We start from the raw sequence: 12,678 nt of genomic DNA, 5'->3' as shown, positions 1-12,678 counted from the left end.
AACTCCGCACCAGCCAGCGCGCATCCTGCACAACAAGCATCATGAGAAGATTCAATGACGAGTATACCGCTTCAACGCTTTGATACCGGCGAGGCATCTTCCGTGGCGGCACACCGGATCGCCAGTGACAGGGAAGCGCTGCAGACTGCAAAGCAATTGGCAGAAACGTTCGCCAAAGGTGCCGCTGAACGCGATCGCGACCGCCGCCTGCCATATCAGGAGCTGGAAATCCTTTCCCATTCCGGACTGCTGGCCATCACTGTTCCCAGAGAGTTTGGCGGGATTGACGTTGCTGCGGCAACGCTCGCAGAGGTAACGGCTATCCTTTCCCAGGCGGACCCTTCCATCGGGCAGATACCCCAGAACCATTTCTACATTCTGGAGGCTCTGCGTGTAGATGGTACACCGGAACAGCAGGCCTTCTTCTTCGAACGCGTGTTGCAGGGGGATCGCTTTGGCAATGCCCTCTCGGAGAAAGGTACGAAGACCGTCGCGCACTACAATACGCGCATTGTACCGGATGGTGCGCACTACCGCATCAATGGCCAGAAATTCTACTCGACCGGCGTCCTCTTTGCCGACTGGGTGGTCATCTTCGCCACGGACCCGCAGGACCAGATCACCATGTCATTCGTTCCGCGCGACACACCGGGTCTGACGCTTGTCGATGACTGGGCCGGGTTTGGACAGCGCACCACCGGCAGCGGTACGACGATCATTGCGGATGTGATCGTGGAGGCTGCGGCGGTCGTCCAGCATCATAAGGGGTTTGAACGCCCGTCAACCATCGGTTCGGTTGGCCAGATCATCCATGCCGCTGTCGATCTTGGCATTGCCCGCGCTGCCCTTGATGAAACGGTCAACTTCGTGCGCACGAAATCCCGTCCATGGATGGACAGCGGCCAGGATCGAGCTTCGGAAGACCCGCACACCATCGCGCGGGTCGGCGATCTCGCCATCCGTATCGACGCAGCAACCGCCCTGCTCGCCAGGTCCGGCGATCTTGTCGACAAAGCCAAGGAGAGCCCGAGTGAAGACAATGTGGTTGCCGCTTCCCTTGCCGTTGCCGGTGCGAAGGTCCTGACGACAGAGGCCGCGCTGCAGGCAACCAACCTGCTGTTTGAACTGGCGGGCACGAGTTCCACCCAGTCGGACCTCAACCTTGATCGCCATTGGCGCAACGCCCGTACCCATACCCTGCACGACCCTGTTCGGTGGAAATATCACGTGGTCGGCAATTACCTCCTGAATGACGTGGCACCTCCCCGCCACGGCGCCCTTTGACCGGAGCCTTCCCGCATGACCCGAGAAATTCGCCTCAACGCCTTTGACATGAACTGCGTCGGGCACCAGTCACCCGGCCTCTGGCGCCATCCGCGCGATCAGGCGTGGACCTACAAGGATCTCGATTACTGGGTAAGCCTTGCCAAGACGCTGGAACGCGGCAAGTTTGACGGGCTGTTCATCGCCGATGTGCTCGGTATCTATGACGTTCTCAACGGCAGCAAGGATGCCGCCATCCGCCATTCCGCACAGGTACCGGTCAATGATCCGCTGCAGCTGATCCCGGCCATGGCCTACGCCACCGAGCATCTTGGCTTCGGCCTCACCGCCTCGCTGTCCTTCGAACATCCCTATACATTCGCGCGCCGGCTTTCGACGCTGGATCACCTGACAAAGGGCCGCGCCGGATGGAACATCGTGACCTCCTATCTTGAAAGCGGGGCGCGCAATGTCGGGCAGAGCAATCAGGCCCGGCACGATGATCGCTATGATGTGGCGGAAGAGTATCTTGCCGTCTGCTACAAACTCTGGGAAGGTAGCTGGGAGGATGGCGCCGTTCTGCGGGATCGCCAGTCCGGCATTTTCACCGATCCCGCCAAGGTCCACGAAATCCGCCATGAGGGCAAATACTTCAACGTCCCCGGCATCCATCTGTGCGAGCCCTCGCCGCAGCGCACGCCGGTACTGTATCAGGCGGGCGCCTCCAAGCGCGGCAAGGACTTTGCCGGCCAGAACGCCGAATGCGTGTTCGTGGCCGCGCCATCCAAGTCGGTGCTCAAGAAATACGTCGCCAATGTCCGGCAGGCCGCCGAGGAAGCCGGGCGTAACCCACGGGAAATCCTGACCTTCAACCTGCAGACGGTCATTCTCGGCGAAACGGATGCGCAAGCCAAAGCCAAGTTCGACGAATACCGCAAATACGTTTCATACGAGGGTGCATTGACCCTGATTTCCGGCTGGACCGGCATTGACTTCGGTCAGTTTGCACCGGATGAAGTGCTGCGCCACCGCTATACTGATGCCGTTCAATCGGCGGTCGAGACCTTTACAACCGTCGATCCGAACAAGTCCTGGACCGTCCGGGAAATGGCTGACTGGGTGGGCATCGGTGGCTTTGGGCCTGTCTTCGTCGGTTCGCCTTCGACAGTCGCCGACCTCCTGCAGGAATGGATCGAGGACACCGATGTCGACGGCTTCAATCTGGCCTATGCGGTGACGCCGGAAACGTTCGAGGATGTGGTCAACCTGCTGGTGCCGGAATTGCAGAAGCGTGGTGTCTACAAGACCGATTATCGGCCCGGCACACTGCGCGAAAAGCTGTTCGGAGCGGGTCCGCGCCTGCAGGCTCCGCATCCCGCCGCCAATTATCGTGACCTTCGTGCTCTGAGCTCAAAGGCCGCCGCCTGAATCAGACAGACTCTGAACGATAGCCATAAAGGATCGGCATCAGCCCGGCCAGGCCCTTGAACCGGTTCCAGGATTTCGCTTCCGGCCTTGTCCATCCGGTTTCGGCCAGAGCAGAAATGCGCGGGAAAACCAGCCGGTCGAAAACGGCGCGATCTGTCATGGGTTCAGACCAGATGCAAGTCTGCACACCGAGGAAATGCTCTCTCTGTGGTGCACTCCAACCCTCGACAGGATCAAAATTATAGAGCTTTTCCGGCTCCGACCATCCGGCCCATCCGGCACCCGGCTCCGACCAGTCGGGGCTGTTCGCCATATCAAGATAATAAACCGGACCGGGACAGACCACGATATCATAGCCTTCGTTCGCCAGTTTTGCGCTGATCTCGACCGTATGCCAGCCGTTGAGGTAGCAATGCGTCTTGTCAATGCCGCCGCCATGGGCCGCTTCTTCCCACGCTCCGGTCGTACGGCCACGGCGTGTCAGCGACGCCTGGACCCGTTTCAGGAAATCCGCCTGAAGAACGGCGGCGCTATCGCTGCCCAATTGAGCGAGCCGTGCTTTTGCCTGCGGCGAGCCGGTCCACGCATCGGAGGGTACTTCATCGGCACCGACATGGAACGTTTGCGACGGGAACAGTTCGAGCAGTTCGTCCAGAATGGTCTCGACGAACTGATAAGTTTCCTCGCGCGCCGGGTTGAGACAATTGTTGGGAAAACCCTGAATTGAGAAATACTCGCCTCTTTCTTCGGGATCGCGCAGCCAAGGCAGAGATTGCAGAACGGAATAGCAATGCCCCGGCATGTCAATCTCCGGCACGACATCAATGGCAAGCTCATCCGCCAGACGGATAATCTCCCGGATGGCGGCTTTGGTATAGTAACCTCCCGTGGCCTGCGGACCGGATCCCAGCAGCGGCGGAATGGGCAAGCCATGCCCGCGCCATGCACCGATGGACACAAGCTCCGGATAGGCATCGATCTCGACGCGCCAGGCTTCATCGTCAGACAGATGCCAGTGGAAACGGTTGAGCTTGTTCCACGCGAGAATGTGCAGAAACTGACTGATCTCCGCAGATCCGTAGAATTGCCGCGAGACATCAAGATGCGTGCCCCGCCAGCGCATTGCCGGTTCGTCGCGGATTTCACCTTCGAGCGGAAACACGAATGTCTCCGGATGAAGCCGTGCGCCGCGCAGAATCTGGCCAAGCGTGATCAATCCATAGAGCAGCCCCGAACGGGTGCTGGCGGTCAAGTCAACACCACCGTCCGAAAACTGGATCGCATAGGCTTCGGCTTTAAAACCTTCGGATATGCGGAGCACCACCGGCAATCCGCCTTCCGCCTCCGTCCGCACAATTCCCTCGACCGGGAAAAGCGCCTGTACAGATGTTGCGAATGCCTGCACGGCGCGTTCGGCTTCGCTGCCTTGCGGCTGGGGAGCAAGACCAAGAGGCAGCGAACGTGATCCGGAAACCGAGACGGTATGCGGCCACGGCACAACGGAAACCGGAACATCGACATGGGCAGGAACCGGATAGATTTCAGCGCCGCGCTTCAACGGCGCATTGTCACCAACAGCCCGGGTCGGTGTAATTGCCACCGGCACGGTTTTGCCATCAGCCAGCGCGATATAGGCCGTGGTGGCGCCGTCGGTCCAATGGCGCAAAGGGTAGCTCAATCCGCGAGCGGTGATTGTCCACGATGCCTTGGGTTGAAGAACAAAATCATCGGCAGGCGTAAATTCCGAATGATTGGAAAGCCGAACCGCGAGGACCCCGCCCTCCACGGTGGCCGCCGGATCAATACGACCGGGGCCATTCACGCACAGTCGAAAATCCCCGATGGGCTCATTCGAAAGATTGGTAAGGATCAGCGAATAGGCGAGAGGTTCATGGTCAGTAGCCGGGTGCCACGTGGTTGTCAGCCGGAATGCATGTTGTTTTGTCATGGATGAACTTTCAGAAATGCCGGGTTTAATCTGGATATCGGAGCAGACCGGCAACAATGCCGGGTGTGGAATCGGTGATCGGGGTTGCCCCGACCGCACGCACATAGAAGTCAACGGGGCCGACATCGCCGATCACCGCATAGCCATAGCCTTGGGTCCGCATATCCAGCAGGCATGCGAGCAGAAGGCCGTGACCGATACCGGCGCCCCTCGCGACCTCGCTGACACCGGTCGGCCCGAAGTAGCCGCGCGCGATCGCGTCGTAGCAGGCAAACCCAACGGGTTTTCCATCCTTCGCCGCGATAAAACAGGACGGCGGCTGCCGGGCGAAAGCAGCTGTTGTCTCGCTGGCCCATCCCGGGCCAAATTCCTGCTTGATCCAGTCAACGACAAGGGCAAACTCGGGCGCAAGAACCCGGCGAACCACAATACCAGCATCCGCCAGACGCCGGTCGAGCTCCAGTTTCGGTTCAAGCGCATATAGTCTGACAAGAAGGTCCATCAGATCTCCCTTTCACTCAGGCAGCTTCTCCAAGCGTTCGGACAAAGTGGTTGGACCCGACCTTCTCCACGCCATCGGACGTGGGCCGGGAAACACACCGGATTTCTTCCGCGTGCTGCAGAAACCGCGCGCTGTCTCCCGGCACAAAGGGCTTGTACGGGTCGGGCACGGCGGACAGAAGCAACTTGGTATAGGGATGGCGCGGATCGGTGATAACAGACGTGGTTTCACCCCACTCCACCATCTGACCGGCGAACATCACCACGATTTCCTCTGCAACATGTGCAGCGGTTGCGATGTCGTGGGTGATGTAGAGCAAGGCCAGATTGCGCTCGCGCTTGATACTCGAAAGAAGCTCCAGAATACCGAGCCGGATGGAAACATCGAGCATCGACGTGGGCTCGTCGGCGACCAGCACTTCCGGCTGCACAGCCAGTGCCCGCGCAATATTGACCCGCTGGCGCTGGCCGCCGGAGAGTTCATGCGGAAACTTGTGGGCCGTCAAAATGGGGTCAAGCCCGACACTTTCCAGCAACGTGTCGACCCTATCCGTGGCGCCCTTTCTGCCCTGGACATGACCGTGCAGTTTCAGCGGCCGCACCAGATGGTGCCCCACCGAAAATACCGGATTGAGCGAGGCGAAGGGATCCTGAAAGACCATCTGCACCGCACGGCGATAGGCCCGCTCCTGTGCCCCTGAACCTATGGCAGTGACGTCATTGCCGCGAAACAGCATCGTGCCGGACGTGGGCCGATCCATCCGTGCGATAATCCGGGCGCATGTGGTCTTGCCGCAACCGGATTCGCCGACAAGAGCAAGTGCCCTGCCCGGCACCAATGAAAAGGAAATACCGCGCAGTGCATGAACAAGACCGAAGGACCGCGTGATATTTTCAAGCGCGATCACCGGCGATACATCAGCCGTTGCAGCGCGAACGGGATCCGGAATGGCATTCATGCGAGCCTCCCCTGCATGGAGCCGAGGGTCGGTAGGTTGGGAATCGCACCCCACAATCGTTTGGTGTAATCATGCACAGGTGCCCGACTGACCTGACGAACGTCCCCAACCTCGACCAGTTCACCCTTGAGCATGACGCCGATGCGATGACAGATCTGTGCCATCAGATGCAGATCATGCGTGATGAACAGGACGGAGAAACCGTGGCTCTTCTGCAGGTCAACCACCTGCTCCAGAATTTCCCGCTGCACCACCACATCCAGCGCCGTGGTTGGTTCATCCATGATGATCAGCTCCGGGCTGAGGGCAAGGCAGATTGCGATGACGATACGCTGACGCATACCTCCACTGAACTGGTGGGGATAGTTCGACAGCCGGTCCGTCGGTATGCCGACAAGCCGGAACATTTCTTTTGCACGGGCCCGTGATTTCTCGCGGGTGCAGCCGGTGTGCCGGGACAGGACATCATGGAATTGCGCCTCGACCCGCATGAGAGGGTTGAGAGAGTTCATGGCACTTTGAAACACCATGCCGATGCGTTTCCACCGAACGGTTTGCAGGGCACGCTCGGTCATCCCCAGTAGGTCGTGCCCATCAAGCAGTATTTCTCCGCCAGCCACCCAAGCCGGCGGCTTGGCGAGGCGCGTGATGGCGTAGGCAATGGTACTCTTGCCACAGCCGGACTCGCCGGCAAGGCCAAACAGTTCACCGCGGCCAATGTTGAACGATACGTTCTTCACGGCATTGAAGACGCCCTTGTCGAGCAGGTAATCCACGCTGAGATTGCGAACTTGCAGGAGCGGACCGGTCATCGTGCTGCCTCCAGTTCGCGTGCGCGCTGGCGGTTGAGACGCAGCCAGCGCCGGAGTGCAGGCCCGGAACGCAATTGCGGATTGGCGATTTCATCGAAGGTGAAGTTGAGCAGGGAAAGCCCGAGCCCGACCAGAACGATACCCGCACAGGGCATGGCAATATCCCACCAGGCACCCACGATGATGGCGGATGAATTCTGGGCATTATAGAGCATGGTGCCCCATGTCACGTTCAGGGGATCGCCAAATCCGAGATATTCCAGGGTGGTCTGGGCAACGATGGCATAGATGATGCTGCCGACGAGATTGAGCGCGATGAGCGGCAGCAGATTGGGCAGGATTTCGACAAACACGATCCGCCAGTTGGGCTCACCCACCATGCGGGCCGCGATGACGAATTCCCGGTTGCGCAAGGCGAGCGTCTGCGACCGCGTCATGCGCGCGCCCCATGGCCATGATGTCAAAGCGATGATCGCCATGATGGCTATGGGCCCCACCGTACCGGCAAAGGAAGCCAGCAGGATCAACAGGGGAATATTGGGAATGACGAGCACCGCATTGGTCAGAAGGTCGAGTATATTGTCGGTACGTCCGCCGAAATAACCACCAGCGAGCCCGATTAACGTGCCGAGCACGGTGATGAATATGCCGGTGGCAAAACCGACAGCCAGCGATGACCGGGCACCCCAGACAAACTGGCTGAACACATCACGACCCATCTTGGTCGTACCCATGACGTGGCTTATGCTTGGAGGCTGATGCGAGCGGCCGACACGTGCCGCCGGATCGTTCGGCGCAAGGATTGGCGCAAAAAGCGCCATCAGGCACAGCGCGACAACGATGACCAAACCGATAACGGCTTTTTTCTGCCGCAGCAGGAGTTTGACTCCGGAATTCATGTGCGTGCCTCCCCGATGCGCGGATCGACGATTCCATAGATCAGGTCGACCAGAAGATTTGCACCCAGCGTCGCCAGTGTCATCAGCAGGAGCTGCCCCTGAATGACCGGATAATCGCGGGCCACACTTGCCGTGTAGAGGGTGAGACCAAGACCGGGATAGTTGAAGACGATTTCCGTGACGATGGAGCCGCCGAACACCGCACCCAGCATGAGTGCGAGGTTGGTGAGGACGGGCAGCATCGCATTGCGCGCCGCATAGCCGAACATAACAGCGGTTTCGCTCAAACCTTTGGCGCGTCCCATGGTGACATAGTCCTCACCAAGAACCGAGATCATACTGGTGCGCATCGTTGTCTGAAACTCGCCGATCAGATAGGGCGAAAGGGTAAGCACCGGCATGATGGCGTGTAGGAAGACGCTGCCGAAGAACGTGAAGCTCAACCCCGGATCAAGATTGGGATTATAGGCATAGCCGACGGGAAACCACCGCAGCGCAACGCCGAAGGTAAAGAGTGTAGCGACCGCGATGACCACCGGTGGGACAGCAATCATCATGATGGAGAACGGCGAAACGAATGAATCGAACCGGCCACCGCGCCGCCACGCAGCGAGCGCGCCGAGGGATGTCCCGATACAGAGCGAAAAGGTAATGGCTGTGATAACGAGAAATGCCGTCCACCCCGCCGAGCGGCCAAGAACTTCCACAACGGTCTGCGGGTAATATTTTACCGACACACCGAGATCGAGGGTGGCGAGCCCCTTCAGGTAATCAGCGAACTGTTCCCACAGGGGCTGTTCCACGGCACCGAACCGGGCCTTGATCGCCTCGATAGCGGCCGGTGTTGCGCGTGGTCCGAGCTGGGCGATCATTCCATCGACCGGGCTCCCCGGCATCAACCGGGGAACGAAGAAGTTGACGACAATGGCGAACAGGAATGCCACGCCGTAAATTGCAAGCCGGCGGAGGGGTAGCCGCATCAGCCGTTATCTCCGGCCTTCTCATCGACGGGATGCAGGCGCAGGAGATGAATGAGCCGCATCCGGTTATTCTCGTGATTTTCCGGGTTCATTGCCGGATCTTCCTTCGATACCCAGCCGGCGAACCGCTTGGTGGAAAACTGGTACCAGGTCGGGCCGTTGAAAAGCGGAATGACCGGGAAATTGTCGGCCACCACAAGCTGGATCTGATTGAAGATCGTTCGGCGCTCTTCAATAGTCGTTGCTTTCTTGTAATCGCTGAAAAGCTTGTCGAGATCAGGATTCGAGTAACGCGAGGGAGCGCCTGTGATGCGGCCGCCAAATGCCGTTGCCAGTGACTGATAGTAACCGCGGAAAGGAGTCGGACCATCAGCACGCGAATTGATCAGTGAGTCGAAATTGCCTTCGACAATCTGTTTGCCCCATTGTTCATATTCGGGGGTGGCGACGGAAACGTTGATCCCGACCTTGCGCAAGCCTTCGGCAGCAATCTGCACCGCATCGATCCAGTCGGTCCAGCCATTGGGGACCATGATCGAAAAGGCGATCGGCTCGCCTTTCGGTGTCGCGCGGAACCCATCCGCGCCCTTCTTGTAGCCAGCCTCATCAAGCAGTTTGTCTGCCTTGTCGGTATCATAGCCCATCCACTCATCCTGGGCTTTCTCAGCATCAGGATTGCGCCAGCTGTCGAAACGCGGAGGCAAACCACTGGCATGCAGATTGACCACGGGATAACCGAAGCTCGCGATGTCAACCATTGCAGTCCGGTCCATCACCAGACTGATCGCCCGGCGGAACGCAATATCATTGAATGCAGCCGCATTGCCTGGCTTTTTCGTCTTGAGGTTCATCTGGAACGCAACCGTTTCAGCAGGCGGCTGCCAGTAATGATTGTGCTTGGGGTCCAGTGCGACGTAGGTCTTTTCGATCTCTGGAATGAATGATCCGAACCAGTCCATCTGCCCTTCCGGCAAAGTCGCCAATATCTGATCGTTTCCTGAAATCTGCGGCAGTTTCAGGCAGTCGATCTTCAGCGAGGCCGTATCCCAATAATTCGGATTGCGGCATTGCTCATAGACCTGCGGGGTGAACCGGCGAACTTCCGTCATCGGCCCGGAACCCACAGGCGTTTCGTTTTTGAACGCCAGCGGATCTGCGATGTCTTTCCAGATATGCTCTGGCACGACGGGCAAATCAGACAATGATTCCGGAAAATGCGTATCGACATCCTTGAGAGTGATCTTCACCTCGGTTGCCGAGGGCGCTTCCACAGAGGCGACGCTGTCTGCCACCCCGACAAAATCAAGCGCCGGATTCTTGCGCATCATTTCGATGGTGAATTTCACATCGGCAGCGGTCAGCGGCTTGTCATCCGACCACTTCACCCCGTCACGAATGGTGTAGGTAATGGATTTCAAGTCATCGGCGAATTTGAAACCCGTCGCCAGTCGGTAAGTGGGCTTGCCGTTGTCGAGCTCATTGAACACGACGAGCGGCTCGTAAATGAAGTCGAGCGTACTTTGGCGACGGCCGCCAACATCAAAGGGATTGAAGTTTCGCACCCAGCTTGTCTGTTCTTCAATGTGCATGGTGAGGAGCACTTCAGCCGATGCGGGCGCTGCGCCGGCAAGAGGGCTGGAGGCAAGAAGCGCAAGGCCGAAGGTGGCCGCGGCGGGAAGATAATCGGTTATTCGGGAAGCAATCGAGAGCCGGCGTGTTACAGCATTCCTATCTGCAGTCATGTCTCATTCCCCATTTTTCAAATGATTGTTTTGGTTCCGTCCCTTTTAGGTCAATCAATTTGATTTAATGCTAGGCATGGAGATGTGCGGTTGTCAACAGCCACAATTTTGCCACACAATTCGATCCCAAATTTCGCGAGAAATGGAAGAAAAGTAATCAATCAGCGCTTGTTGGAAGCTGGGGAGAATCACTTCGCGGGGTCAATTGACACCATTGTTTAGCGGCACACACGATAGTGCAGGTACCGCGAGCCTGCTCATCGCAGATATTTTTCTGCAGCCAGGATGAGGCACTCTTTAAAGCCAGCCAGATCGGTGAGAACCCTCCCATCCGGCACAGCTTTTCTGACGAACACACCGCCGCGCGAGATGATTCCACCTTCGAGCATGAGATTGTCAGCCATGTCAAAATCCTCGATGCTGAGACCGTCAGAACCAGTCAGTTTTCCACTGGCGTCAGAATTGATCATTCCTTTGTAATAGTCCCGGCTGGTGCGCTCGAGATAACTTGCGGCCACGTTTGTGTAACCATAGACCTGTCGGCCCAAAGCACACATGAAGCCGAGTTCGAAGGAGGTTCCGACATCGGCGCTGATACCACGAAAAGGCGTCAGATTGGCGATTATCAGATCAGAAGCCAGCATAAGCTGTTCATCGATAGCGCTGATTGCAATTCCACGTTCATACTTGCTGTCGGTACGGGGAATTTCGAGATCTCCCGGTGCAAGCGGCGTAAATCCGGCGGCGCGGGCGAGCTCGGATTTATGCGCCAGAACCTCTTTGGCATTGCTTAGAAAAACTTCGGGACCGGCAAGATATACCTTCATGGTCATGTCGCCTTCACTCGTTTACATGCGTTCCGGCTATTGCCGAAATGTCACACTGACACAGCCAAGCGTTCGCTTTCAAACGAAAATATCCATTGTCCGCGAGCGCGGTCAGTTGCGTGATAAAACCGTTACATATCTCCATTAACGACGACGCAGACAGCGATTCCACTGTCGGTTGTGAAGCAATACGGCCTAGCAACCTTTCCCATAGATTGTTTGGAGATCACCCATGACCATCAAGAGCTTACTTCTTGGCTCGGCTGCAGCACTCGTTGCAGTAACTGGTGCACGCGCTGCCGATGCAGTTGTCGTCGCAGAACCGGAAGCCGTTGAATACGTTCGCGTTTGCGATACGTACGGCAAAGGATTTTTCTATATTCCGGGCACGGAAACATGCCTGAAAATCGGTGGATACCTGCGTTATGACGCCAAGGGCGGCGATGACGCCTACAAGGGCGGCGAATTCGGAACCTGGCAGAAGAAGACCCGCGCCACCGTCCGCTTCGATGCCCGTTCGGAAACCGAACTCGGCACTCTGCGTTCTTTCATCGAAACGCGTTTCGACTACACGAACGGTTCCAACAGCGGTGGCTCTATTCCTCAGGCTTTCATCGAGCTGGGCGGTTTCCGCATCGGTGTGGTTGATGAAATCTTCGGCACGTGGACAGGCGACGCCGGCAACATCGTCAACGACGATGTGATCAACTATCAGTCCGGTTACAGCAATCAGGTCAGCTATACGTTCAACGCTGGAAATGGCTTTTCTGCCATCATCGGCGCGGAGCAGGGCCAGACACAGACTGCCAGCTATTTCAACTACGACTACCGTATCGACGACTACATGCCGCATGTCCTCGCCGGTGCAAAGTACGAACAGTCATGGGGCAAGATCTCCGGCATCGTCGGCTATGACTCCAAGATCGAAGAGTGGGCCGGCAAGCTGCGCCTGGACGTGAAGTTTACCGACACAGTGTCGGCATGGGTCATGGGTGGCTATCAGTCCAACTATGACGACGCAGCCCGCGGCCAGCGCAACTGGTTCGGCACATGGGAAGGCGATTATGCGGTTTGGGGTGGCATTGCTGCCAAGGTTGCCGACAAGGCAACTGTCAATGCACAGGTCGCTTATGAATCCGAAGGCACCATCGCAGCTGCTTTGAACGTGGCTTACGAAATCGTCCCCGGTTTCACGATCACACCAGAATTGAACTACACCAAGTTCGATGGCGCTCGTAAGGACTTCGCTGAAAGCCAGCGCGGCGGCAAGGACGATGCATTTGGCGGCGTTATCCGCTTCCAGCGCAACTTCTAAAACC

11 protein-coding genes are annotated in these 12,678 nt (G+C 57.7%); 3 read left to right on the top strand and 8 right to left on the bottom strand.

Features of this window, described 5'->3' with window-relative positions; all coding sequences use genetic code 11:
- The first annotated feature begins 54 nt into the window (after positions 1-54).
- Both FHW16_RS18700 and FHW16_RS18695 read left to right on the top strand, forming a co-directional pair.
- Positions 55-1,284 carry an SfnB family sulfur acquisition oxidoreductase gene (locus FHW16_RS18700; protein WP_182550785.1) on the top strand — a complete coding sequence of 410 codons (1,230 nt, stop codon included), beginning with the start codon at positions 55-57 and terminating at the stop codon, positions 1,282-1,284.
- Positions 1,285-1,299: 15 nt separating this feature from the next.
- Positions 1,300-2,691, top strand: a complete 1,392-nt coding sequence (locus tag FHW16_RS18695; RefSeq protein ID WP_182550784.1) for an LLM class flavin-dependent oxidoreductase — start codon at positions 1,300-1,302, stop codon at positions 2,689-2,691.
- A 1-nt stretch (position 2,692) separates the two neighbouring features.
- On the opposite strand, the gene FHW16_RS18690 is transcribed toward FHW16_RS18695, so the two are convergent.
- The 8 genes from FHW16_RS18690 to FHW16_RS18655 form a co-directional block, all read right to left on the bottom strand.
- Positions 2,693-4,639 carry a beta-N-acetylhexosaminidase gene (locus FHW16_RS18690; RefSeq protein ID WP_182550783.1) on the bottom strand — a complete coding sequence of 649 codons (1,947 nt, stop codon included), beginning with the start codon at positions 4,637-4,639 and terminating at the stop codon, positions 2,693-2,695.
- Between the two features lie 25 nt (positions 4,640-4,664).
- Positions 4,665-5,141 (bottom strand): GNAT family N-acetyltransferase, encoded by a 477-nt coding sequence (locus FHW16_RS18685; RefSeq protein ID WP_182550782.1) that lies wholly within the window; start codon positions 5,139-5,141, stop codon positions 4,665-4,667.
- 16 nt (positions 5,142-5,157) lie between these two features.
- Positions 5,158-6,099, bottom strand: coding sequence for an ABC transporter ATP-binding protein (locus tag FHW16_RS18680; protein WP_182550781.1), 942 nt, complete (start codon positions 6,097-6,099; stop codon positions 5,158-5,160).
- Positions 6,096-6,911, bottom strand: coding sequence for an ABC transporter ATP-binding protein (locus FHW16_RS18675; protein ID WP_182550780.1), 816 nt, complete (start codon positions 6,909-6,911; stop codon positions 6,096-6,098). Before FHW16_RS18675 ends, FHW16_RS18680 begins: the two co-directional genes overlap by 4 nt.
- Positions 6,908-7,810 carry an ABC transporter permease gene (locus tag FHW16_RS18670; RefSeq protein WP_182550779.1) on the bottom strand — a complete coding sequence of 301 codons (903 nt, stop codon included), beginning with the start codon at positions 7,808-7,810 and terminating at the stop codon, positions 6,908-6,910. Before FHW16_RS18670 ends, FHW16_RS18675 begins: the two co-directional genes overlap by 4 nt.
- On the bottom strand, positions 7,807-8,790 hold the full coding sequence (locus tag FHW16_RS18665; protein WP_182550778.1) for an ABC transporter permease: 984 nt from the start codon (positions 8,788-8,790) through the stop codon (positions 7,807-7,809). Before FHW16_RS18665 ends, FHW16_RS18670 begins: the two co-directional genes overlap by 4 nt.
- The gene (locus FHW16_RS18660; RefSeq protein WP_182550777.1) at positions 8,790-10,532 is read right to left on the bottom strand and encodes an ABC transporter substrate-binding protein; all 1,743 of its coding nucleotides are present in this window, start codon (positions 10,530-10,532) and stop codon (positions 8,790-8,792) included. Before FHW16_RS18660 ends, FHW16_RS18665 begins: the two co-directional genes overlap by 1 nt.
- A 257-nt stretch (positions 10,533-10,789) precedes the next feature.
- Entirely contained in the window at positions 10,790-11,365 is a 576-nt protein-coding gene (locus tag FHW16_RS18655) for a nucleoside 2-deoxyribosyltransferase (protein WP_182550776.1), read from the bottom strand.
- Between the two features lie 226 nt (positions 11,366-11,591).
- Here FHW16_RS18655 and FHW16_RS18650 point away from each other — a divergent pair, with 226 nt between their 5' ends.
- The gene (locus FHW16_RS18650) at positions 11,592-12,674 is read left to right on the top strand and encodes a porin (RefSeq protein ID WP_182550775.1); all 1,083 of its coding nucleotides are present in this window, start codon (positions 11,592-11,594) and stop codon (positions 12,672-12,674) included.
- Positions 12,675-12,678: the final 4 nt, after the last annotated feature.

Source organism: Phyllobacterium myrsinacearum, assembly GCF_014138285.1.
In the GTDB taxonomy this organism is placed as follows: Bacteria; Pseudomonadota; Alphaproteobacteria; order Rhizobiales; family Rhizobiaceae; genus Phyllobacterium; species Phyllobacterium myrsinacearum_A.
This window is presented reverse-complemented; position numbering and strand designations above follow the sequence as displayed.